The sequence below is a fragment of the Acinetobacter legionensis genome, from assembly GCF_048551735.1.
Lineage (GTDB): Bacteria > Pseudomonadota > Gammaproteobacteria > Pseudomonadales > Moraxellaceae > Acinetobacter.
This window is the reverse complement of record NZ_JBIMBV010000012.1, coordinates 60086-83117: the sequence shown is the minus strand read 5'-3', so window position 1 is coordinate 83117 and position 23032 is coordinate 60086. Positions and strand designations below refer to the sequence as shown.

General features: G+C 38.8%; 23 protein-coding genes. 17 read left to right on the top strand and 6 right to left on the bottom strand.

The features are described 5' to 3' along the window. Positions 1-49: 49 nt before the first annotated feature. Entirely contained in the window at positions 50-931 is an 882-nt protein-coding gene (locus ACG9ZL_RS12415; protein WP_336954167.1) for a transporter, read from the bottom strand. A 640-nt stretch (positions 932-1571) separates the two neighbouring features. On the opposite strand from ACG9ZL_RS12415, the gene ACG9ZL_RS12410 reads away from it, so the two are divergent. From ACG9ZL_RS12410 to ACG9ZL_RS12390, 5 genes are all read left to right on the top strand, one after another. Then, positions 1572-1886 (top strand): hypothetical protein, encoded by a 315-nt coding sequence (locus tag ACG9ZL_RS12410; RefSeq protein WP_419329207.1) that lies wholly within the window; start codon positions 1572-1574, stop codon positions 1884-1886. After that, a complete protein-coding gene (locus tag ACG9ZL_RS12405) occupies positions 1879-2397 on the top strand; it encodes a PAAR domain-containing protein (RefSeq protein WP_419360202.1) in 519 nt (172 codons plus the stop codon). The genes ACG9ZL_RS12410 and ACG9ZL_RS12405 overlap by 8 nt, the downstream gene beginning before the upstream one ends. After that, the gene (locus ACG9ZL_RS12400) at positions 2391-3140 is read left to right on the top strand and encodes a hypothetical protein (RefSeq protein ID WP_419329209.1); all 750 of its coding nucleotides are present in this window, start codon (positions 2391-2393) and stop codon (positions 3138-3140) included. The genes ACG9ZL_RS12405 and ACG9ZL_RS12400 overlap by 7 nt, the downstream gene beginning before the upstream one ends. Next, entirely contained in the window at positions 3141-3485 is a 345-nt protein-coding gene (locus ACG9ZL_RS12395) for a hypothetical protein (RefSeq protein WP_419329210.1), read from the top strand. Between the two features lie 437 nt (positions 3486-3922). Beyond that, complete coding sequence (locus ACG9ZL_RS12390) at positions 3923-4276, top strand: hypothetical protein (protein WP_419329211.1); 354 nt, start codon at positions 3923-3925, stop codon at positions 4274-4276. Between the two features lie 67 nt (positions 4277-4343). On the opposite strand, the gene ACG9ZL_RS12385 is transcribed toward ACG9ZL_RS12390, so the two are convergent. The 3 genes from ACG9ZL_RS12385 to ACG9ZL_RS12375 all read right to left on the bottom strand — a co-directional run bounded on the left by ACG9ZL_RS12385 (position 4344) and on the right by ACG9ZL_RS12375 (position 7480). Continuing rightward, the gene (locus tag ACG9ZL_RS12385; protein ID WP_419360200.1) at positions 4344-6140 is read right to left on the bottom strand and encodes a sigma-54-dependent Fis family transcriptional regulator; all 1797 of its coding nucleotides are present in this window, start codon (positions 6138-6140) and stop codon (positions 4344-4346) included. Between the two features lie 255 nt (positions 6141-6395). Then, a complete protein-coding gene (locus ACG9ZL_RS12380; RefSeq protein WP_419360198.1) occupies positions 6396-7091 on the bottom strand; it encodes an LrgB family protein in 696 nt (231 codons plus the stop codon). Continuing rightward, positions 7088-7480, bottom strand: coding sequence for a CidA/LrgA family protein (locus ACG9ZL_RS12375; RefSeq protein WP_419360282.1), 393 nt, complete (start codon positions 7478-7480; stop codon positions 7088-7090). Before ACG9ZL_RS12375 ends, ACG9ZL_RS12380 begins: the two co-directional genes overlap by 4 nt. Before the next feature lie 410 nt (positions 7481-7890). Here ACG9ZL_RS12375 and ACG9ZL_RS12370 point away from each other — a divergent pair, with 410 nt between their 5' ends. The 3 genes from ACG9ZL_RS12370 to ACG9ZL_RS12360 are packed head-to-tail and all read left to right on the top strand — an operon-like array spanning position 7891 to position 10482. Further along, positions 7891-9348 (top strand): cytochrome ubiquinol oxidase subunit I, encoded by a 1458-nt coding sequence (locus tag ACG9ZL_RS12370; RefSeq protein ID WP_419360197.1) that lies wholly within the window; start codon positions 7891-7893, stop codon positions 9346-9348. Continuing rightward, positions 9341-10345, top strand: coding sequence for a cytochrome d ubiquinol oxidase subunit II (gene cydB, locus ACG9ZL_RS12365; protein ID WP_419360196.1), 1005 nt, complete (start codon positions 9341-9343; stop codon positions 10343-10345). Before ACG9ZL_RS12370 ends, cydB begins: the two co-directional genes overlap by 8 nt. Before the next feature lie 14 nt (positions 10346-10359). Further along, positions 10360-10482, top strand: coding sequence for a DUF2474 family protein (locus ACG9ZL_RS12360; RefSeq protein WP_004721553.1), 123 nt, complete (start codon positions 10360-10362; stop codon positions 10480-10482). 586 nt (positions 10483-11068) lie between these two features. On the opposite strand, the gene ACG9ZL_RS12355 is transcribed toward ACG9ZL_RS12360, so the two are convergent. After that, positions 11069-12334: an OprD family outer membrane porin gene (locus ACG9ZL_RS12355; RefSeq protein WP_419360195.1), complete on the bottom strand. Its 1266-nt coding sequence runs from the start codon at positions 12332-12334 to the stop codon at positions 11069-11071. A gap of 550 nt (positions 12335-12884) precedes the next feature. On the opposite strand from ACG9ZL_RS12355, the gene catA reads away from it, so the two are divergent. From catA to ACG9ZL_RS12340, 3 genes are all read left to right on the top strand, one after another. Continuing rightward, positions 12885-13829, top strand: a complete 945-nt coding sequence (gene catA / locus ACG9ZL_RS12350; RefSeq protein ID WP_336954088.1) for a catechol 1,2-dioxygenase — start codon at positions 12885-12887, stop codon at positions 13827-13829. Positions 13830-13914: 85 nt separating this feature from the next. Beyond that, entirely contained in the window at positions 13915-15171 is a 1257-nt protein-coding gene (locus ACG9ZL_RS12345) for a GTPase (RefSeq protein WP_419360193.1), read from the top strand. Continuing rightward, positions 15171-16733, top strand: a complete 1563-nt coding sequence (locus ACG9ZL_RS12340) for a dynamin family protein (RefSeq protein ID WP_336954090.1) — start codon at positions 15171-15173, stop codon at positions 16731-16733. Before ACG9ZL_RS12345 ends, ACG9ZL_RS12340 begins: the two co-directional genes overlap by 1 nt. Positions 16734-16900: 167 nt before the next feature. On the opposite strand, the gene catM is transcribed toward ACG9ZL_RS12340, so the two are convergent. After that, a complete protein-coding gene (catM, locus tag ACG9ZL_RS12335) occupies positions 16901-17818 on the bottom strand; it encodes a cis,cis-muconate-binding transcription regulator CatM (protein ID WP_004721564.1) in 918 nt (305 codons plus the stop codon). Positions 17819-17936: 118 nt separating this feature from the next. On the opposite strand from catM, the gene ACG9ZL_RS12330 reads away from it, so the two are divergent. The 6 genes from ACG9ZL_RS12330 (at position 17937) to pcaD (ending at position 22983) form a co-directional block, all read left to right on the top strand. Next, positions 17937-19046 carry a muconate/chloromuconate family cycloisomerase gene (locus ACG9ZL_RS12330; RefSeq protein ID WP_419360190.1) on the top strand — a complete coding sequence of 370 codons (1110 nt, stop codon included), beginning with the start codon at positions 17937-17939 and terminating at the stop codon, positions 19044-19046. A 14-nt stretch (positions 19047-19060) separates the two neighbouring features. Next, complete coding sequence (catC, locus tag ACG9ZL_RS12325) at positions 19061-19351, top strand: muconolactone Delta-isomerase (RefSeq protein WP_004820442.1); 291 nt, start codon at positions 19061-19063, stop codon at positions 19349-19351. Between the two features lie 136 nt (positions 19352-19487). Next, the gene (locus ACG9ZL_RS12320) at positions 19488-20171 is read left to right on the top strand and encodes a 3-oxoacid CoA-transferase subunit A (RefSeq protein WP_244015616.1); all 684 of its coding nucleotides are present in this window, start codon (positions 19488-19490) and stop codon (positions 20169-20171) included. Between the two features lie 2 nt (positions 20172-20173). Further along, positions 20174-20821 carry a 3-oxoacid CoA-transferase subunit B gene (locus tag ACG9ZL_RS12315; RefSeq protein ID WP_336954095.1) on the top strand — a complete coding sequence of 216 codons (648 nt, stop codon included), beginning with the start codon at positions 20174-20176 and terminating at the stop codon, positions 20819-20821. Positions 20822-20960: 139 nt separating this feature from the next. Further along, positions 20961-22175: a 3-oxoadipyl-CoA thiolase gene (gene pcaF, locus ACG9ZL_RS12310; protein ID WP_419360189.1), complete on the top strand. Its 1215-nt coding sequence runs from the start codon at positions 20961-20963 to the stop codon at positions 22173-22175. 10 nt (positions 22176-22185) lie between these two features. Continuing rightward, positions 22186-22983, top strand: coding sequence for a 3-oxoadipate enol-lactonase (pcaD, locus tag ACG9ZL_RS12305; protein WP_096733775.1), 798 nt, complete (start codon positions 22186-22188; stop codon positions 22981-22983). Positions 22984-23032 lie beyond the last annotated feature (49 nt).

The window sequence follows — 23032 nt, the reverse complement described above, 5'->3', positions numbered from 1 at the left end:
CTGCATCCTTGTAAAAATGACGCAATCAATGTGTTACACCTGCTTTAAATTAAAAAATGTAAAAAACACGAAAATTCAGACCGTAATCCTTCCTAAATCCGCTTTCCGTTCGTGTGTCTGAAAGCAACTGCGCACTTAATTGAGTTTTTGCATTCAGCATTTGCTGAAACTCCAATCGCACTTGTTGCTTTTCCATGTTCTGATCCAGTTTGATTCCATCCAATTGTTGTTCACCCCCATAATTTGCGGCATAACCGAGGGCGATTCTCTGTTTAGAATTCAAGTCATAACGTAAGTTAAATTGAGTTTGATAGCTGGTCGCTTGTGAAAGTGTTTGATCGCCCTTTCCCGCTTCATCGTTGTCTCCATACCAAATCACATCTTGATAAAGTTCAAAAGCAAGCTTGCCATATAGTGGCTGTACCCATGCCAGTTGAAGATCATACTTAAATCGATTTTCGCCTAAATTCACCGCATCATTTCGATCATATTGCCCAACTGGCAGATAAATAAATGGGGTAAATGCCAGATAACGACCCGATGAACCTTGTTCAGGTTGATTAATCAACCAAAAAGCAGAAGCAATTACTGGATCTGCAAAACCTGAGGCATTGTTTAAATCAGTATCGCCAATTTGCGTATGCCGTACTGTTCCAAACGGTAAAATTATTTGAGGCGTTGCACGTAAACCAGCGATGTCGGTGTAATGAATTAAGCGCGCGATACCGATATCCGATTTAGATTCAGCTCTGGTTTTTTCACCATTTTGGTAATAACCCTCCATTTGACTATGTTGATAATAGAACACACCTGCATTAGTGCCTTTTGGCAACGCGGTATAATCCCCCACGTTTACGTCAATCGCATGGCTATACTGTACAAACATGCCACTCAACATAAGAAGCAGGCTATTTTTATTGCTAAAACACATCATCTGTTCCCTTTAGTTTCAAGCATCCTTTTCACTACTCATTGCACTTGTTTAAATTTTGAATCAAAAATCAATCGATTTATCCATGACGAATCGACCATCTACTACACTTAATAAATCGATTGATAGATTTGTTTTAATCAAATATGAGCCATAGAATATTTGCAGTTAGCGTGCCAATATTTTTATGATTAATAATCATATACTTAAAATAATGTTACCTTTCCAATGTCCAATAAATGGACAGCATTGAGAATACACTGTCCAATCAATGGACAATCACTGGAAGCCTAAAACAAGGATGAGGGTTAGCGATGTTGACAAGTAGATGAAATATTCTCTAAACAATTAAATATGGCGTTTGTTGAACTGGCCGTGAACGATAAAGCGAAATTATGTTAATAAGACAAAAATTAAAATATAAGTTATTAAAAACATAATATATGACTAATCCTTAAATTTACTATTTTAATAAATCGTAAGATCAGAACATGAAAGCTATAACGAAAACTGCCATGAATTTGAGTAAATAAATCCAAATTATTAAATATAATTAAAAATTCAATTAAATTTGTCTTAATATAAGGTTTTATGTTTTAATCTCTATGTTCTTCATTCAATAACAATAATTGGACTCAGTATGACGAAACCTAAATTTTTACATGAATTACCAATTGAACAGTTAAAACAGATGTCTCAACAAGACATAAAGCAAACAATAAAAGCAGAACAGCTTTATTTTCGGCATAGGCCTAAAAAGATCTATTACCTTGCGGTAAATGGAGCTAAAAGCAAAAATGGTGGATTAGTTAAAGCGAGTGCATTGGTAGGAAGCTTCTTAGAGAATGGTGATGAGATTATCCATAGCCCTAACAACTCTGTAGCTATAAATATCTTTATCGGTAATAAGGCCCCAGAAGGCTTTTTGTACCAAGAAGGTGTTAATCATGGCTAAAGGTTTTGCAATTCATAACTCTATGACAAATCATGGAGGAATCATCCAAGCAACACAACAACGAACATCCCAAATGGGAAACCTATTTCTACGTGCTGGAGATGGTCACTTTTGCCCTAAGTGCAAATGTTGGTCTGAAATTGTTAAAAGCCATGATCATATTATTATGGATGGCAAAGCTGTTGCTTATGTTGATGACTTATTGACTTGTGGAGCTAAAATTTTACCTAAACAAGATCATGTTGTTGGAATAAGTCAAGGGGAAAACTATAGTAAGAATACAAATTCATCAAGCTTTTTAGCTCAAGGCTTAACTCTATATTCAGGTCAATATCAGTTAGTAAATAATTCAAATAATCAACCTTATAGCAATGTAAAATACATTGTTATCTATGCTGATGGTCATACTATTGAAGGTGTCACTGATGAAAATGGCATGACAAAAAAACTAGAACTTACAGAAAAAGCAGAAGATATTGAAATTAAACTTTTTGAGGCTGATTCATGGTAGATCGATATCAGACTACAACAACCAAAATTGCAAAAGTAGAAATTGTAAAATTAAAATCACCTATCCGCCTTATTATTTATGGTGGATCAAGGAAATCAAGTGATAATTCAGCATTTTTACATGCATCTAAAAACGTAATTAAAGATTATAAAAATGATTTACCTGTCAAAAGCTTTTTTATAAATAATGGTTCTAGGTCGGTGATTAGTGCATTAGAAACTCAAGAAAATAATACTGTTCAATCTCTTGATCTGTTTTGTCATGGCGATTCTGATGGACTTTACTATATTCTAGGCGCATCTTTAGATAAGACAATAACTCGCGAAGGGGTATTCAAGGGGAAGTTAGCGGCCAATATTTATAAAACTGTAATGATGGCTATTTGGCGAGGCTATGACTTTGATGGTAATCGAATTAAAAATCAAGCTGCTATTTCGAGCCTAAAACTTAGCGTATTTACAGAGCAGTCTAAAATTGAAATTCATGGCTGTAATACAGGTCGTGGCGACGATTGCTTTGCTTCTGAGCTATCATCCCAGTTATATAAGGCTGGGAAAAAACAAGGTGTTGTTATAGCACATGCTACATCGGCTAATCCAAATATTGATGGCACAACTACAGCCTCAGAGCAAGATTATCGACATGGTACTCGAATTATCTATTACAGAGGTAAAGCAGTTAAAACTGTAACAAATTCGGGGCGTATCACCGCAAATACTATAAAGGAAGCACTAGGTGGATAAATGTTAGGTTTAGAACTATCAGAAGCTCAATATTGGATTAATGTTTATGGCATTATTTTTTCTATATTAGTTATATCTCTGTCAATTAATTTTACCTTTTTTATTAACGATAAAATCAATAGATTCCTCTCAATCTTGATCTGTACTGCAATTATCACTCGTATCATAAATAGAGTCTTTGCTATTTCCTATATAGGTTTGATGGAACAAGAGCCATTATTGACTTTTATTTTCAAAGGAACAGATAAAAATATTTTTTCTGGAATGATTCCATTTGGTATCTCTTTAATTGCCTTAATCATCTTAATTGGACGATTAATCTATAACAGAAGAAAGAATATTTAACCTAACAAAAAACAATAGGGAGGCTAAATGGAAAGTTACGATTATTATATTACTGTTTATTCTGTAATTCTCACATTATTCATCGCTTCATTAAGTCTTAACTCTATTTTCTTTATAAAAGATAAAATTAATAAAGTACTCTCTTTTTTTGTCTTTACAGGTGTATATTCTTTAATTTTAAGTTACTTTTTTGAAAAATCTTCAATTGGTTATACACAACAAGAACTTTTACCAACGTTTATTTATAAAGGATATAATTCTCATATATTCCAGGGGAATACATATTTATTAATAACTTTAGTCCTTTTCATTCTATTAATTATAAGACTATTAATTAATAGAAAAACCCACATGGACAAGTAAAGGATTGATCATCTTGAATTTTTCAGGCTCTCTTTCAACTGAATTTATAAAAAAAGCTTTAGTATGGTGAAGTCGTGGAAAATTATGAATACTGGATTAACGTTTATTCTGCTGTTTTTTCAATATTAATTATATCTTTAAGCTTAAATTCTATTTTTTTTATAAAAGATAAAATTAATAAAGTTCTCTCTTTTTTTGTATTTACAGGTCTATATTCTTTAATTTTAAGCTACTTTTTTGGAAAAGCATTTATTGGTTACACTCAACAAGAATTGCCTTTTAAATTCATTTTTGAAGGCTATAGGGCTCACATCTTTCATGGAAATATATACCTATTAATAACTTTAGTCCTTTTCATTCTTTTAATTATAAGACTATTAATTAATAGAAAAAACGCACATCGACAAGTAAAGGATAGAGCATCTTGAATTTTTCAGGCTGTATTTCAGCTGAATCTATAAAAAATGCACTAGAGGACTGAATAAAAAATTACAATTAATTGCCAATATATTTATATATCGTTGTTCTTGAAATGTTTAAGCGTTTCGCTGTCCTTGCGATATTGCCATTTTCTTCTTGTAACACCTGCACAATCATTTGCTTGGTCAAGCTATTTAAGTTTTTATTTTCATCTAATATCAGTTGCTCACTTTGTTCATTAATCGCTAAATCAGCTTCAGGTAAATATAAATGATTTAAAATTTCACTGTCTTTAAACGCTGCGGATAGCTTCACCACATGAATTAATTCACGAATATTTCCTTCCCATGTGTGCCTATTAAATTGTTGTTCTACATGGCTCGACCATTGCGCTATGCCGAATTGATCCAGAACATGATGTAAAATGACCTGTTTATCTTGACGTAAGCGTAAGGGTTGTAAATGTACCTGAAAACCGCAAATACGATAATATAAATCACGGCGGAATGACTGCTGTTGTATTTTATTTTTTAAATCCTGATGTGTTGCACATAACAGTTTAAATGCTGACTTGATCGGTTTACGTCCTCCAACCCGATAGAACTGCTGATCTTGTAACACTCTTAAAATTTTCACTTGTAAATGTAAAGGCAAATCACCAATCTCATCGAGAAAGAGTATGCCTTGATCTGCCAGTTCAATTAAGCCTTTTTCGCCTTGCCGTTTAGCACCTGTAAAAGCGCCGCCTTCATAACCAAATAATTCTGCTTCAAGCAAATGATCTGGTATTGCACCGCAATTAATCGAAATAAAAGGTAAATCTACATCGAGCTTCTGATGTAACTGCTGAGCAAAATGATCCTTACCTGTGCCGGTTTCTCCGGTAATCAATACAGGAATATCGGCTTTTAATGCTTTCAGCGCCTGATCAAGCAAATGCTGTGTCGTGATTTTGCTTGTTTTATTCTGCAACTGCCCATTCACACTACGTAGCTGGGCATAAAAAAATGCATGGTCAAAACTCTGAATTAAAAAACAATCACTCGAATTTAATGGATTCAAATGCTCAGTGAGTAAAAAATGATCCATTGGTTGCTGCAACAATTGCTCAATAGAACAATTCAGCAGTTTCAACGCCATTTGGTTGGCTTTGAGGATTTTTCCTGATTGATCCAGTACGATCATGCCCGTATAGGCATTGTCCAACAAATCTTTAGAATGTTGAAAATAAAGGACCCGTTGATCAGGTTGTAGTGCTGCCTGAATAATCTTATTTTCCAAAATATAACTTTGGTAAAGTAAGTGACGCAACCAATTGCTCGCCAAAAGCCCTTGTGGTGAAGTGATATCTAAAGCACCGAGTACATCACCACAGCCATTGAATATCGGAACCGATGCACAAGAATAATTTGAAAACTCATCTAGATAATGTTGATGCCCTGTCATGATCATAGGCTGTTTAGACATCACACTACATGTCGGTGCAATCGCACCAAACACAGAGGGCTCAATAATACGACCCGTGCATAAATAATGATATTGGTCATCTAAATCAGGATTGTGACGTTCAGCAATAATTTTAAGCTGATGATTAATTAAGAAAACGATAACATCCTGTTGCCCAAATAAGCGCCAGACATCATTTAATACACCTTCAGCCAATGCAGCTAATTTTATATCACCCTGTGAAAGGTCAGCGACAGGAAACTCGTCTAAGTCAGTGATTTTGGAGAAAGGACTTAAGCCTGAATTTTTCGCACTTTCCCAAAGCTGTAAGATGGGTGAATCTCGTTGCACAATCTCTGGCAGTTCTCCAGTATTGTAAAAGTTATATTTAATATTTTGCCAAGAAAATTCAGATAACCCATCCATAAGCCTATTCCAAATCCAGCAGTTGCTTTCGATCATCCCTTTGATGATCCTAATATAAAATCACCCTCTCTAGAATATGACAAGGGCTAAATACAATTAAATATGTAGCGCAAAATCTGCACCATCACAAAATCCCACACTGAGGTTTAAAATAAATATTGATGTAAATCACTTACGTTACACATTGCATACTGTCTTTAAATGCAGTCTAGACTTCATTCTTAAATGTTATTTTTCAATCTAAATAAAATGAAATCAAACAATATGTTTAATCAATGAAATCATAAATGGCGCAAATAACACCATGATAACCCCGGAAATAATCATGGATAGACTGGCAATCACCCCTTCCAACTCATGACGTTGTCTTGCTCGCGCAATCCCCATCGCATGAGCGGCATTTCCTAGAGCAGCGCCTTGAGCAATACGGTTTTTATAGCGCATCCATAACAGTAAAAAATCACCAAATAACATCCCCACTAAGCCTGTTATGACCGTAAACAAGGGAATTAAACTGATTGAGCCGCCAATCTTTTCAGTCAACTCCAAAGCAAATGGAATAGAAATCGAACGTGCCAAAAGACTATTTTTCAAAATTTCGTCAAAATTGAATATACTTGCCAATAGCCAGCTACTTAAGATCCCCACCAGCATAGACACACTAGAACTGACGATTAAAACGAAAAAATACTGTTTGACGATCGCTCTATAACGAAATACAGGAATCGCAAATGCCACTGTAATTGGTCCTAACATGGCAACCAAATATTGGGTGTATAGGTAATAGTCTTGAAAGCGATGCTGAAATATAAAGATCAAAATAATACTGAGACTCGGTACCACAATAATCGGAGAAAAATATATTTTCTGGGTAAAAACAAATAAGTGCTTTGCCACGAAGTAACACAGTACCGTCCACAGCAAGTAAAAAATCCCCCACAACTCCGTCATTCCACATCATCCTGTTGCAAGAATATTTTCACCATCAACACAGAGCTTGCCATCACCAAAGCGGTACTGAGTAAAATCACCACAAATATTTTCCAACCACTGATCAAAAGCAATTGCTGATACTGAATCACACCGACCACTGGCGGAATAAAAAACAGCAACAGCTCCCCCAACAGAATATCTGCACCTTGACTCACCTTTTCCAAGTTGAGCCATTGCATTTGCAATAAAATCAGCAATATAAAAAAACCTAAAACAGCTGATGCAATGGGTAAATTCAACAGTTTTTGCAACATATATGCAAAACCCCAAATCGCTATAATCAAGCTGATTTGGTAGCTCGCGCGCTTGATGGTGGTTAACTCAGATATTGTATAAAACACTGTTATTTACATCCGTATATTCATCATGACTCAAGGTAAATTTAACGGTACATACCTTTTTCAACTTAAAATTGAGGGATATATCCGTAGTTTGCAGTGCATTAAAGAAAAAAAATAGCTACAAAAGCAGCCGATAAAAATATAACAGTTTAGCCATTTTTTAAAAATCTGTTATATTTTTTCTCCTCATTTTCTGTACCTACAGCCAATCTAAATTATGGTGCAAGATCATAGGGTCTGTTGAAAGGTCGGCGATAATTGCGACAACGCATGCCATTTATGAAATATCAACAAACCCTAACCATTATTTCTAAGTAGGTAGTTTTTATGGAACGATCTATTGTTTTTTCCAAACTTAATCATGACGGTCATGGGTCTATAGCGATCCAATGCCTCAAGCAACGATGGGGCATGCAATGAGTCTCGGATTAACTGCACTAGAACTGGCAAGAATTCAGTTTGCTTTCACTGTGTCTTTTCACATTATTTTCCCTGCAACCTCTATTGGTTTAGCCTGTTTCCTTGCACTGCTGGAATGGAAATGGTTGCGTACACAAAACCCTGTTTACAAAGACCTATTCAAATACTGGATTAAGATTTTTGCTGTTGCATTTGCTATGGGTGTTGTTTCAGGCATTGTCATGGCCTACCAGTTTGGTACCAACTGGAGTGAGTTCTCGCGTATCTCAGGGAGTGTGACGGGGCCATTACTCACCTATGAGGTTTTAAGCGCATTTTTCTTAGAAGCTGGCTTCTTAGGAATTATGCTTTTTGGTTGGGGCCGAGTCACCGCAAAAGCACATTTTTTTGCCACACTCATGGTCGCTATTGGAACCTGTATTTCAATGTTCTGGATTTTATCCTCCAACAGTTGGATGCAAACACCACAAGGTTTTGCAATTGAAAATGGCATCATTGTCCCGACGGACTGGTGGGCAATTGTATTTAACCCATCGTTCCCCTATCGCTTTGCACATATGGCAACTGCTGCATTTTTAGTTTCCTCATTATTGGTTGTAGGCACAGCTGGCTGGCATCTGCTTAAAGGACGCCGTGATGAATTAATTAAAAAATCATTTTCTATGGGTTTATGGATGGTGCTGGTAACCTCTTGTTTACAAGTGGTTATTGGCGACAACCATGGTTTAAACACCTTAAAACACCAACCTGCGAAATTGGCAGCAATTGAAGGACACTGGGAAACCAACCGTGATCACGCGATGCCACTTCTGCTGTTTGCAACACCAGACATGCAACAAGAAAAAAATACGACTGAATTTGGTATTCCCTATTTAGGCAGTTTGATTCTAACCCACTCATTAGATGGCGAAGTTACTGGATTAAAGGATTTTTCAGCTGAAGATCGCCCAAATGTAGCTATCGTATTTTGGAGTTTCCGTGTCATGGTAGGTCTTGGCATGTTAATGGTATTGCTATCCTTAACAGCCTTATGGCTACGCAAAAAGAATCGGCTATACGAGTCTACATGGTTTCATAAATTCGCCATTGTGATGGGTCCAACGGGTTATATCGCTTTACTCGCAGGTTGGGTTACTACGGAAGTGGGAAGACAGCCCTGGGTGGTTTATGGCGTATTACGTACCAAAGATGCTTTATCACATACTGTAACAGCTGACCAAGTGGGGCTGAGCCTGATCATTTTTGTACTGGTCTATACCGTGGTATTTGGTGCAGGGATTTATTATATGTTCAGACTCATGAAATCTGGACCCGAGTTTTTAACGCGTTTAGATCCTGAAATAACCGGTTTAGGGCATTTTAAAACCCCATTACGACCACTCAGTGCTGTGGATGATCCAATAGATGGACAACAAGCGCCGCTAGATCAAAATAAGGAGAAACATCATGATTGATCTCGCTTTAATATGGGTCGGCATTATTGGTTTAGGCGTACTGATTTATGTGGTGATGGATGGCTTTGATTTAGGCATTGGAATTCTCTTTCCATTTATTCCAGACCCGCAAGAACGTGATGTCATGATGAATACGGTCGCCCCTGTCTGGGATGGTAACGAAACATGGATGGTACTTGGTGGTGCGGGATTGTTTGCAGCCTTTCCACTGGTCTATTCTACAGTACTCTCTGCGTTATACCTTCCCATTATCTTTATGGTGGTCGCATTGATTTTCCGTGGTGTTGCCTTCGAGTTCCGCTTTAAAGCAACTCGAACCAAATACTTATGGGATCAAGCCTTTATTTGGGGATCAATCTTATCTAGCTTTTTCCAAGGGGTTATCCTTGGTGCATATATCCAAGGTATTCAAACCACTGCGGGTATTTATAGTGGCGGTGTATGGGATTGGTTTACCCCTTTTTCACTTTTCACTGGTTTAGGTGTTGTGGTCATGTATGCCACTTTAGGTTGTGGCTGGTTGATTTTAAAAACGGAAGCGCGTTTACAAGACATCATGTATACGCTAATGCCAAAGCTGTTAATCACGTTAATGATTATTTTTGCTGCCGTCAGTATCTATACCCCGATCACACATCCTGAAATTGCCCAGCGCTGGTTTGCATCACCAAACCTTATCTATTTCAGCCCTGTGCCTATTTTAGTTGTACTCTTTTCTGGTTTAATTTTACATGCCTGTAAGCAACGACATGAGATCAAACCTTTTGTTTATACGCTGGCATTGGTTTTTCTGGCATTTACTGGATTTGTAATTAGTTTATGGCCAAACATCATTCCACCTTCAGTTTCAATTTGGCAAGCCGCTGCACCAGAATCAAGTCTTAAATTTACCTTGGTCGGTGCGGCAATTCTGATCCCAATTATTATCGCTTATACCTTCTTGTCTTATTGGGTTTTCCGAGACAAAGTCCGTATTGGTGATGAAGGCTATCATTGATCAAGGAGTTTTAGATGAACAAATACATCAAACAACTCAACCCAGCAACATGGTTTATTTTGTTGTGGTGTTTCGGTTTTGCAGCATTGGCTTTAATTGCGGGTTTGTTTAGATTAATGCTTAGTTTTGCCTATTAGGCATATACCTATTGATGATCTGACTAGCGAAGAAAAGATAAGCATTTAACTATGCTTATCCTTATTTATAGTCAAACCACCTAAATATTTATACAACTGATTTGCATCAAGTCATTGATCAGAAATGAAACTTAAGTATTTGTATAAACTTTTAGAAACTGCTGGTTATCAATTCACTTTTTGTGCTTTTGAAGCATAGATACTTATCCTACCGTGGGGCGACAAGGATGTCGCAGTTGAGCGGGGGTATATGAGCAAAAATAAAGCACTGCTTTGTTTGCAGCGCAAGAGCCCTGTTAAACGGAAGATTTTTGTCCCTTTTTATCTCTAAAAAGAGAGGCATCGCCTACGCAAAGATATTTAAACTTTGAATGTAAGGTGTGGCATTGCAAGCTTTTTAGAATCAAACAACTTATTTTCTCCATATAATTGATTTAATTAAAAATATTAATTAAGAGAAATTATATTCTTGTGTCTCAGTTTTTACAGGTTAACTATACTTGGACTCTTAAATATCCTGACTGCTAAAGATGATGTCCCTTATTTTTAATAGGGGCATCACTCGATTTATCGGATTAAGCAAAAATTAGAATTTAAAGGTATAGGTTGTGATAAAACGATTTTCCACAAAATCCTTGCCTGGCATATTTCCAACACCATATTTAATATCAGCATCAATATAGCGCCACTCTACCCCAAGACCTTTTAACCATCCTTCTGGAACAGTATAGTTTACAATCAAATTTTTCTCGGTTTCTTTATTATCCTTAAAACCAGCCCGATAAATGTCACTACCATTTAAATAACGCAAAGTTAACTTTAAGCCCGGTAGACCATGATCTTTAAAGTCATAACTATATAAGGCATGCCAAGTGAACTCTTTTGCTTTATAAAAAGCAATTGCAGACCAAGTCTGTAAATATCCTTGCGGAACATAACCATTTAAAAGAGGAATATTGTCCTCACCCATTTGTTTTTGTATACCAGCTAAAAATGTATTTGGGCCATGTTGCACACTCGCTTGTAATCCTAGAGATTGAACATCGATGTTTCCAAAATAAGCATCACCATCCTCTTTATAATTAAAATAGCGCGCATCTACTTTTAGCTTGGTCTCATTGACTTTTTCTGTATAAACCGCGTTGAAATAGTGTTGTTGATAAATATCTTCCAACTGACCAAACCAATATGAACCCGACAAGCTCGGCGTAAATTTATAGTCTAAGCCTATAAAATTTAAACCATCACTTCTTTTATTGGGATCTGTTGAGTTACCTAAAGTGAACTTTCTATATTCATCATCATCTCGGGCATTCACATGGGTAAAACGGCCTGCGGAAAGTTTTAAATTTTGAATGTCTTGACTGTCTAACATTGCTCCTGCATAAGTCGTCACCAATTGCCGAGAATCATCAATAAATAAAACCGGTGTTTTTGGGAAAAGCTCACCGACTTTAAGTTCTGTATTTTGGTATTTAACTTTTAAGGTTGCACCTAATTTTAAATAATCTCGTGCCTGTTGAGCTTCGTCTTGATCATATTTAAAAACGGTATCTAAGCGCTCATCATAACGGTCATTTAAACGTAATGCATATTGGAAACCAAAATCTAAACCCACTTGCAAGGGTGTGTCGCTATAACCCGACTCAAAACGTCCAGATGCAGCCTGCGACCAACTCCCCAGATCATTCGTGGTATCTTCGAAGTCGCGCTCAATATAGAAATTACGTAAATAAATACTGGTTTTACTCTCTTCTAAAAACTCAGCATAAGCAGTATCTATACTCAAACATCCAAACAATGTATAAAGTGCAACTCGTTGAGTTCTATAAAGCAAATCTGGCTTTAACATGGGAAATCCTTTCCTGAATATTTGAAATTCTTGTTGTGTAAGTTCTAAGGTGATCTTTGTCTTATCCTCAAGACAAAGACTTTTGTACTCCCTTAAAATACAAATAAATTCAAACCGATATGGTTAAGGGAATTCATCACCACGATCAATTATCGGAATTATTAATGTAATTTTCCATGTACAAAGCGGTATATATTTATACCTTTTACATCATAGCAATGATATTTTAAAATAGATTAATGATTTCCACGTAGTAAACATCTATTAAGAAATTGAATTATAATAATTTATTAATTAATCAACTGCGTATTGAGATTACCATTATCAACAGGTAATTTCATCATAACAATTTTCCCCTTTGCTGAGATAAATATACCTTTTAAGTATTTAAAGATACCGAATTCAGTCTAGATAAGGCTATAACATTCAATTAAGGTATATAGAAGGATTCATCAACGAAGCAATATCAGGAGTGATGCTGGCTCAACTCATAACATCTCTTAAAAGTGATAACGTGATCCAGCATTATGGCAAGATTAAGGAGATAGCCATGACAGCCAATAATATTAGAATTTTCGAGACGGAAGAAGTACAGAATTTCATTAATCTACTCAGCGGACTTGAGCAAGAAGGTGGAAATCCTCGCACTAAGCAAATCGTTCATCGGGTGGTTTCTGACTTATTTAAGACCATTGAAGATTTAGAAATTTCTTCTGATGAATATTGGGCTGCAGTTGCATATTTAAACCAATTAGGCACCAGCCATGAAGCAGGCTTACTTTCTCCTGGTTTAGGCTTTGACCACTTCCTTGATATGCGTATGGATGCAATTGATGCTGCTTTGGGTATTGAGAACCCAACCCCGCGTACCATTGAAGGCCCACTTTATGTCGCAGGTGCCCCTGTTGCCCAAGGTTTTGCCCGTATGGATGATGGCAGTGATCCAAATGGTCATACCCTGATTTTACACGGTACGATTTACGCGGCAGATGGCCAACCACTGCCAAATGCACAAGTAGAGATCTGGCATGCCAATACCAAAGGTTTCTATTCCCACTTTGATCCAACTGGCGAACAACAGCCTTTTAACATGCGTCGCACCATTATGACAGATGCTCAAGGTCAATATCGTGTACAAACCATTCTGCCTGCAGGTTATGGCTGTCCACCAGATGGCCCAACTCAACAATTATTGAATCAGTTAGGCCGCCATGGTAATCGCCCTGCACATATTCATTTCTTTGTAACAGCAGAAGGCCATCGCAAATTAACTACGCAAATTAACGTAGCTGGTGACCCATACACTTATGATGACTTCGCCTATGCAACACGTGAAGGTCTTGTGATTGACGCAATCGAACATACTGATGCAGCAACGATTCAAGCCAACGGCGTTGAAGGCCCATTTGCTGAAATGGTATTTGACCTCAAACTCAGTCACCTCGTAGATGGTGTTGATAACAATGTGGTTGACCGCCCTCGCCTACAAGCTTAATACAGCTAAAAGTCATATTGTGAATCTTGAAATCAGGCTAGCTGTAACGGTTTAGCCTGTTTTACTTTATGGAAAAGATATTTAAATGGATATTCATACTTTTGATGCAGCGACTAATCATGTTTTAGCCGCACTTCCTGAATACACGATACCATTGGCTCGGCTACGAGCCATTCTACAGGCAGGCCAATTTCCGACAGTGACAGTGATTGGTAAATATAATCATGGTAAAAGCCGACTGTTAAATGAGCTTATTGGTCAAGATATTTTCTCAGTAGTGGATAAACGAGAAACGGTAGCTCTCTCCGAACATCTGCAACATCATATCCGTTGGTTAGATGCACCAGGTTTAGATGCTGATGTGGCTACAATCGATGATCAACTTGCTCAAGATGCAATGTGGAATAAAGCCGATATTCGCCTAATGGTCCATTCAGTACGTGAGGGTGAGTTTGATCCTTATGAATTACATTTATTCCAGCAATTCGAGCAAGATGCAAAGCAAACTCAACGTCAAAGCTTACTGTTGCTTACCCAAATTGACCAAATTCCAGATCAAACCGTTTTAGCGCAGATTATCGATAGCATTCAAAATCAAGCACCAACTGCAACTGTACTACCTGTATCAGCTACACGGCACCGTCAAGGGATCGAAAATTCCAAACCTATACTGGTACAACGCAGTGGTATCCCCGAACTACAACACATACTTCATCAGATGCTTGAGCAAGTCCCCGCAATACGTCAATTTGAAAAAAAGCAGATCATTGTTGATCTAAAAATGCGCTTATCCCAGCAGCTAGAAAACATTCAAAGTAACATTCAGCAACTGACAGCAAGCTTACAGCAACAACGCCAAAATTTTGAGCGTGATCTCAATCAAATATTAGATAAAGTGCGTCAAGATTTACAGCCGGTCTTACAGATCTCTGGGCAGGATAATTCGCTAGAACCAGATTCTTTTGCCAATATGTATAAAGTGACCGCAGGCAAACGTGATCGTAACCGTATTCAAGTGGCTTATTCTCGTGCCTGTATCGAGATCAATAGCCATTTGGTGCGCTATGGTGTGATTGGTTTACCAGATACGCAAAAAAGTAATGTCCGTAGTCTAGATACGGTCATGGTTGCGGTGATGGGGGTCTCGGTCAAACTGCGTAAAGATCTCAATCTTATTTTTGTCGAAGAATCAGGTCGTGAACGTTTACGTAGTGAATTTGCCCATTATTTTGAATTGTCTTCTGATCGAATGGAGTTGCAACAACAATTACTTAACTTTCAGCAGCAACAGCAGCTCATCATACAAGCCCAGCAGGCATCAACCACTTTGGAGCTGGTATAATGACCGTCCATGATTCCCATGATTCGATTCAGACACTGATTGCGAGCACCCAAGCTTTTGATCAGCAGGAATCCGACATCATGCTACATTTAAATAAGATGCACACTTGGCATCAGCAACTGGCAATCAATCTCAATAAACAACGTATCAATCCGATTGGACTGACATCACATAGTCAGATTGCCCAAGACATTGCAACACTCAATTCGCAGCTTGAAAGTTATCTCAGCCATTGGGAAACACAATTAGAGACACTACATGCCGCCCAATCCATCGCAGATCATTTTGACGACAAGATTATTTTGCTGATTTTCGGAAAATTCAATGCTGGTAAAAGTTCATTCTGCAACGTATTGGCAGAGTGTTTTCATAGGCGTCAGGAAAGCATTGAATATTTTTATTTCGACTCAGGTGAAATTATTAAAAGTCAGGAGCGTTTTAAAGAAGGTGCCACAGAAACCACCACACGCTTACAAGGTGTTTGCTTAGCGGACAATCTCATTTTGCTGGATACTCCAGGACTCCATTCAGTTACGCCTGAAAATGCCGCATTAACTCAACGCTTTATGGATAGTGCAGATGGTGTCCTTTGGCTCAGTAGTTCCTCCTCACCCGGTCAGGTCAAAGAGTTAGCGGCTTTGGGGCAGGAATTACGTAGACATAAACCGTTATTGCCAGTGCTTACACGCAGTGATTATTTTGAAGAAGATGAAGTCGATGGTAATATTTGCCAGATTCTATGCAATAAAACGTCTGACCAACGTTATCTGCAAGAAACCGATGTTTATACTCGTGCTATTGACCAACTGATCGCAATGCAAGTTGATCCTGTACTGTTACAATCACCAATTTCAACCTCCTCTCAGATGTTGAAAAATGCGGATTTCAATGATCAGGCCATGCAAAATGCAGGTTTTAATCGTTTATTTGACGCACTTCTACATTTAATCCAACCTGCTCTGGCTTATAAACAGCGTAAACCAGCGGAAGCCTTGTTACATCATTTACAAGAGCAAATTCTAGCCCCCTTACAACTTGAGGTTGTGCCACAACTACATCAATTACAACAGCAGCTAAGCAATGCCGTGAGCGCTTTAGCACAACATAAACAACAAATCATTACGCAAACATGGCGCAGTATGATTGCATCTCTGCCAAGCTTATTAGAGCAACATTCCGAACAGCAAGCATTGGATGAATTGTATAGTGAACTGACCCAACAGGCTCAACAGCTTCTATCACAACATATTGCTAATACTTTATCGGATTATCAACTGCAATATCCCCCTCTCAGTCCGTTACAGTTTGCTGAGCATCTGGCTTATGAAGTGATTTATGCCGATGATGCAACCGAGATCTTAGCCATTGGCCATGACCGTTTATATAGCGAGATCTCACATAGTTTGTGGCAAAAGCTTGATCTATATAGCGATGAAGTTATCGCACAATGCCAAGAACTGCTAAGCAATCTTCAAGAGCAAATTGCCACCATCCAGCAAGGCTTAATCAATGACGAACAGGAACTGCAATACATTGCGAATTCATTAAGAATGCAAGGATAAACACCGAAAATGTCATTTTAAAATCATTAACTCAATAGATCTCATTCATAAATCAAAAAAATGATCATGTTGAGTGAATTATATTGATATTGAAAGTCCCTTCTCCCGTTGGGAGAAGGCGAGGATGAAGGGATTTTATATTGATCTCAGTTCAAACATATACTCGATTAATCCCCATCCAGTTGAAGTGGAATCCCTTCTTCTTCAAAGACCTGTCGAATACACTCTAAAATCTTGGGTAAATAAGGGCTTTGATCCATATTTCTCACAGCTAATGAAATAGGACTATAGGCCTCTATATCCAAAATCGGAATATAGACCAGATTTTTCATGCCTATTTCACTGGCACTTTCAGGAATAATGCATATCCCCTCCCCAGATGAAACCAAGCCCAAAGCCATATGGATTTCTCGAACTTCAACCATATCTTTCGGTACCAAGCCTAATTCGGTAAAAATGGATTGAATCAAGGTTGAAAAATTAGGTTTTTGTGTGGCTGGATAAGAAAAAATAGGTTCATTGATAATTTGCGATAAATAAATACCCTTATCAATATAACTGGTTAAATGATGATTTTTATGCGCGGCTAATTTTAATTTCTCTTTGTATAATAAAATGCGCTTAATCGATGGATCACTAATTCTTAAACGACCAAAGCCTAAATCTATTTTACCGAGTTTGAGTGCTTCGATTTGATCCTTGGTACTGTGTTCAATCAGCTCAACCTGAATATCAGGGTTATTTTGACGAAATAAATAAATTACCTGAGGCAATAACGCATACAGCAATGAACTGACATAACCAATACGGACAATTGTATTCATTGAACTAATACGCTTCGCCATAGAGGTAGCTTGCGCAGTATGAGTCAAAATTTGTACCGCATGTTGGTAAAAGAATTGCCCTGCTTCTGTTGTTCTTACTGGACGTGTGCCACGCTCAAATAAAAGAATACCGAGTTCTTCTTCTAACTTTTGAATCTGACGGCTCAATGGCGGTTGAGCAATACATAGTTTCTCTGCAGCTTTGGTAATACTCTGCTCTTCGACCACCGTAACGAAATAACGAAGATATCTTAATTCCATCTCTATAAATCCCTTTTATATACCTTTTAAGTATCTAAAAATACCAAAATCGGCCTAGTTAAAGATATTACATTAAATTAGGGTATATAAATAGATTGATACTTAAGAAATAACTACGATGTACAAGTCCATAGAAACGCTGTTAATCGAAATTCCAACGATACGTCCTCACAAGATGGCCGTTGCGACAATGCAAACCCAAACCTTGGTCCTGATTAAAATCACGACTGAAGATGGTTTAATTGGCTGGGGTGAAGCGACCACAATTGGCGGTTTAGGTTATGGCGAAGAAAGCCCTGAAAGTGTAAAAACCAATATTGAAACCTATTTTGCGCCATTGTTAAAAACACTGTCTGGTGCCAATATTGCCCAAACAATGCAAGTGATCCATCGTAATATCAACGGTAATCGTTTTGCGAAATGTGCTGTTCAAACTGCATTATTAGATATTCAAGCGCAACGTTTAGGTCAACCTCTGAGTGAGATTCTAGGCGGTCGCTTACGTGACAGTATTCCTGTGCTTTGGGTTTTGGCGTCGGGCAATACCGAAAAAGACATTGCCGAAGCAGAAAAAATGATTGCGTTAAAACGCCACAATGTCTTTAAGTTAAAAATCGGTTCACGTCCTGTTGAACAAGATGTTGAGCATGTATTGGCAATCAAAAAAGCCTTGGGTGCAGACATCTCAATTCGTGTAGACGTTAACCGTGCTTGGTCTGAACTGAATGCAATTAAAGGGATTCAAATGCTTCAAGATGGTGGCGTTGACCTGATTGAACAGCCTTGTGCAATTCATAATATTGATGCTATGCAACGTCTTAGCCGTAAGTTTGATATCGCGATCATGGCAGATGAGTCGTTAACTGGTCCACAAAGTGCTTATAACTTGGCAAAAAACAATGCAGCCTCAGTTTTTGCGGTAAAAGTTGCGCAATCTGGTGGTCTGATTGAAGCATGCGAAGTTGGCAAAATCGCCAATCTGGCAGGTATTGATCTTTATGGTGGCACTATGCTTGAAGGTCCTGTTGGAACAATTGCCTCAGCACATGCCTTCGCTACATTTAGCAATCTCGCAGCGGGAACTGAATTATTTGGCCCACTGCTACTGACCGAAGAGATTTTAAAAACACCGCTTCAATATGGCAATTTTGAGCTCAAAATTCCAACTGGTCCGGGCCTCGGCATTGAACTAGATGAAGACAAAATCGACAACCTACGTCGTCAATAATTCAAGGAGCTGACATGCTTTTCCAAGTACGAATGGATGTACACATCCCCCTCGATATGCCCGTCGAAAAAGCCAATGAAATTAAAGCAATTGAAAAGGCTTATTCACAAGATTTACAACGTCAAGGGAAATGGCGTCATATCTGGCGTATTACAGGCCAATACTCAAACACCAGTATTTTTGATGTAGAGAGTAATGAAGAACTCCACAATATTTTACAGGGATTGCCTTTATATCCTTATATGAATATCGAAGTGACTGCTTTAAACCGTCATCCGTCTTCAATTCGAGAAGATGACCATTAAGCAGCAGGTGTAAATTCATTGACCAAACAACTGTGAGATAAGTTCTTTCTCACAGTTTTTTAAGTTTCTATACATGTCTATCTTTGCTAATACGGCATGTATAGAAATTTAAAAACATGGATAAAAGGTTCGTCTTATGATTGATAAAAGTAAGCTCTCGTTGACTGAGGTTCTATCCCAAATCAAAGATGGTGCAACCATTATGATTGGTGGCTTTGGAACAGCAGGACAACCCGCAGAGCTGATCGATGGGCTGATTGAACTTGGTGTTAAAGATCTGGTGATTGTCAATAACAATGCAGGCAATGGCGATTACGGTCTGGCGAAACTGCTTAAATCAGGTGCAGTCCGTAAAATCATCTGTTCTTTCCCCCGTCAGTCTGACTCTTGGGTATTCGATGAACTCTATCATGCGGGCAAGATCGAACTGGAACTGGTTCCTCAAGGTAATCTCGCCTGTCGTATTCAAGCCGCAGGGATGGGTTTAGGTGCCGTATTTACCCCAACAGGCTTTGGTACATTATTGGCAGATGGTAAAGAAACCCGACATATCGATGGCAAAGACTACGTGCTTGAATATCCGATTAAAGCAGACTTTGCACTGATTAAAGCACATCAAGGCGACCGTTGGGGCAACTTGGTTTATAACAAATCAGCACGTAACTTTGGTCCAATTATGGCGATGGCTGCAGATGTCACCATTGCACAGGTTTCAGAGGTGGTTGAACTGGGTCAGCTCGATCCTGAGCATATTATTACCCCAGGAATTTTTGTTCAGCATGTGGTTGCAGTTGATGCAGCCAATGGTAATGGAGAATAACAATGAGCTACCAAAAACTAAGCCGTGACCAAATTGCTGAACGTGTTGCCCAAGATATTCCCGATGGTGCATATGTCAATTTAGGTATTGGTTTACCGACCAAGATTTCAAAATACTTGCCAACAGACAAAGATGTATTCCTGCATTCTGAAAATGGTTTATTGGCTTTTGGTCCTCCACCCGCCAAAGGTGAAGAAGATCCTGAGCTGATTAACGCAGGCAAAGAATATGTCACCATGCTAACGGGTGGCTCGTTTTTCCATCACGGTGATTCTTTTGCCATGATGCGTGGTGGACATTTGGATATTGCTGTATTGGGTGCATTCCAAGTGGCGGCCAATGGCGACCTTGCCAATTGGCATACCGGTGCGGCGGATGCGATTCCTGCGGTGGGTGGTGCAATGGATTTGGCTGTAGGGGCCAAGAAAGTCTTTATCACCACAGACCATGTAACCAAGCAAGGTGAACCTAAGATTGTTGAAGAACTGAGCTATCCTGTGACAGGTAAGCATTGTGTTGATCGTATCTATACTGACTTATGCGTGATTGATGTGACCCCAGAGGGTTTAAAAGTGCTTGAAAAAGTTGCAGGTCTGAGCTTTGAAGAATTACAGGCTTTGACGGGTGCTCAATTGATTGATGCGACATAGGGATAATAAATCCCTCCCTTGCGGAATGATTAAATCTCCCCTAACCCCTCTTTATGAAAGAGGGGGAACTTCTTCTTTTACAAAGAGGTGAGCTGCGGTAGTAGCAGCGCAAGGGAGATTATTTAAGGATATAAACAACATGAAAAACGCTTACATCATAGATGCCATCCGTACCCCATTTGGTCGTTATGCCGGTGGTCTTGCGCCAATACGTGCAGATGATCTCGGTGCTATTCCAATTCAAGCATTGATACAACGTAATCCAACAGTAGATTGGCAACAAGTCGATGATGTGATTTATGGCTGTGCCAATCAGGCCGGTGAAGACAACCGTAATGTCGGGCGTATGTCAGCATTATTGGCAGGCTTACCTTATCAAGTGCCAGCCACTACAGTGAACCGTTTATGTGGATCATCACTGGATGCGATTGCCATGGCAGCTCGCGCCATTAAAGCCAATGAAGCTGATTTAATCATTGCCGGTGGCGTAGAAAGCATGAGCCGTGCGCCCTATGTGATGGGTAAGTCGGATAGTGCTTTTGGACGTAGTCAAAAGATTGAAGACACCACTATGGGCTGGCGCTTTATCAATCCAAAACTCAAAGAAATGTATGGTGTGGACAGCATGCCACAAACCGCTGAAAACGTGGCAGAGCAATTCAATATTAACCGTGCGGATCAAGATCAGTTTGCGCTAAACAGCCAACAACGTACTGCGGCAGCACAAGCTCAAGGTTTTTTCAAAAATGAGATTGTGCCCGTCACTATTCCCCAGCGTAAAGGTGATGCTGTGCTTGTGGATACCGATGAACATCCACGTGCATCAACGACTTTAGCCGCACTGACAAAACTTAAAGGTGTGGTAAAAGCTGATGGCACGGTCACGGCGGGTAATGCATCGGGAATTAATGATGGTGCAGCGGCCTTATTGATTGCTTCAGATGAAGCTGTAGAAAAATACCAATTAAAACCACGTGGGAAAATTATTGCAGCAACCACTGTGGGGGTTGAACCAAGAATTATGGGCTTTGCACCCGCGCCTGCAATCAAGAAACTGCTTAAACAAGCCGATCTTAGTTTAGCGCAAATGGATGTGATTGAGCTAAATGAAGCCTTTGCTGCCCAAGCTTTGGCTGTCACCCGTGATTTAGGTTTGGCAGATGATGATGCACGTGTCAATCCCAATGGTGGCGCGATTGCTTTAGGTCATCCTTTGGGTGCATCAGGTGCCAGACTGGTGACCACTGCCTTAAATCAACTTGAACAGATCAAAGGTAAATATGCCCTATGTTCAATGTGTATCGGTGTCGGGCAAGGGATTGCACTCATTATTCAACGTGTTGATCAAAATTAAGGAACGAGCAATGCCAACTTTTCAATCAGCGGATGCACAGATTAATTATCAAAGTTTTGGAAACCCTAATTCCCCTGCACTGGTCTTTTCAAATTCCTTAGGGACCAACTATGGCATGTGGCAAAAGCAGTTCAATTATTTTAAAGAACGTTTTTTTGTCATTTGCTATGACACCCGTGGACATGGTTCTTCATCTGCGCCACAAGGTCCTTATACCTTGCCCCAATTGGCTGAAGATGTGATTCGATTACTGGATCATTTAAATATTGAAAAAGCCAGTTTCTGTGGCATTTCTATGGGGGGGTTAACAGGTCAATGGTTAGCCATCCATTATCCACAACGATTTAATGCTGTTGTTATCAGTAATACCGCAGCAAAAATTGGACAAGAACAAGCATGGCTAGATCGTGCCCAACTTGTCCGAGAACAAGGTTTAACCAGCATCGCAGCAACCGCTGCATCACGTTGGTTTACAGATCCCTTTATTCAAAGTCATCCTGCAATTGTTAATAATCTGTGTAACGACTTAAGTGCTGGCAGCGCAATAGGTTATGCCAATTGTTGTGAGGCTTTGGCTAAAGCGGATGTCCGCAATCAACTCAAAGATATCACGATTCCAGTTTTGGTCATTGCAGGAACGCAAGACCCTGTAACTACAGTTGCAGATGGGCAATTTATGCAACAGCACATTCCGCAATCCCAACTTGTGGAAATTCAAGCATCGCATATTTCAAATATTGAATGTCCTGAAGCATTCAATGCTGCACTTGAAAAATTTCTCTCTGAAATTCTTACGACTGAGCTTTGACACTTAATTTTTGACGCAGCATAAAGGGATAGAACATATCCCTTTATTT

Excerpts from the sequence above, each read along its gene's own strand:
- ACG9ZL_RS12415 (WP_336954167.1), bottom strand. The coding sequence starts at position 931 with ATGTGTTTTAGCAATAAAAATAGCCTGCTTCTTATGTTGAGTGGCATG.
- ACG9ZL_RS12410 (WP_419329207.1), top strand. The coding sequence starts at position 1,572 with ATGACGAAACCTAAATTTTTACATGAATTACCAATTGAACAGTTAAAA.
- ACG9ZL_RS12405 (WP_419360202.1), top strand. The coding sequence starts at position 1,879 with ATGGCTAAAGGTTTTGCAATTCATAACTCTATGACAAATCATGGAGGA.
- ACG9ZL_RS12400 (WP_419329209.1), top strand. The coding sequence starts at position 2,391 with ATGGTAGATCGATATCAGACTACAACAACCAAAATTGCAAAAGTAGAA.
- ACG9ZL_RS12395 (WP_419329210.1), top strand. The coding sequence starts at position 3,141 with ATGTTAGGTTTAGAACTATCAGAAGCTCAATATTGGATTAATGTTTAT.
- ACG9ZL_RS12385 (WP_419360200.1), bottom strand. The coding sequence starts at position 6,140 with ATGGATGGGTTATCTGAATTTTCTTGGCAAAATATTAAATATAACTTT.
- ACG9ZL_RS12380 (WP_419360198.1), bottom strand. The coding sequence starts at position 7,091 with ATGACGGAGTTGTGGGGGATTTTTTACTTGCTGTGGACGGTACTGTGT.
- ACG9ZL_RS12370 (WP_419360197.1), top strand. The coding sequence starts at position 7,891 with ATGAGTCTCGGATTAACTGCACTAGAACTGGCAAGAATTCAGTTTGCT.
- cydB (WP_419360196.1), top strand. The coding sequence starts at position 9,341 with ATGATTGATCTCGCTTTAATATGGGTCGGCATTATTGGTTTAGGCGTA.
- ACG9ZL_RS12360 (WP_004721553.1), top strand. The coding sequence starts at position 10,360 with ATGAACAAATACATCAAACAACTCAACCCAGCAACATGGTTTATTTTG.
- ACG9ZL_RS12355 (WP_419360195.1), bottom strand. The coding sequence starts at position 12,334 with ATGTTAAAGCCAGATTTGCTTTATAGAACTCAACGAGTTGCACTTTAT.
- catA (WP_336954088.1), top strand. The coding sequence starts at position 12,885 with ATGACAGCCAATAATATTAGAATTTTCGAGACGGAAGAAGTACAGAAT.
- ACG9ZL_RS12345 (WP_419360193.1), top strand. The coding sequence starts at position 13,915 with ATGGATATTCATACTTTTGATGCAGCGACTAATCATGTTTTAGCCGCA.
- ACG9ZL_RS12340 (WP_336954090.1), top strand. The coding sequence starts at position 15,171 with ATGACCGTCCATGATTCCCATGATTCGATTCAGACACTGATTGCGAGC.
- catM (WP_004721564.1), bottom strand. The coding sequence starts at position 17,818 with ATGGAATTAAGATATCTTCGTTATTTCGTTACGGTGGTCGAAGAGCAG.
- ACG9ZL_RS12330 (WP_419360190.1), top strand. The coding sequence starts at position 17,937 with ATGTACAAGTCCATAGAAACGCTGTTAATCGAAATTCCAACGATACGT.
- catC (WP_004820442.1), top strand. The coding sequence starts at position 19,061 with ATGCTTTTCCAAGTACGAATGGATGTACACATCCCCCTCGATATGCCC.
- ACG9ZL_RS12320 (WP_244015616.1), top strand. The coding sequence starts at position 19,488 with ATGATTGATAAAAGTAAGCTCTCGTTGACTGAGGTTCTATCCCAAATC.
- ACG9ZL_RS12315 (WP_336954095.1), top strand. The coding sequence starts at position 20,174 with ATGAGCTACCAAAAACTAAGCCGTGACCAAATTGCTGAACGTGTTGCC.
- pcaF (WP_419360189.1), top strand. The coding sequence starts at position 20,961 with ATGAAAAACGCTTACATCATAGATGCCATCCGTACCCCATTTGGTCGT.
- pcaD (WP_096733775.1), top strand. The coding sequence starts at position 22,186 with ATGCCAACTTTTCAATCAGCGGATGCACAGATTAATTATCAAAGTTTT.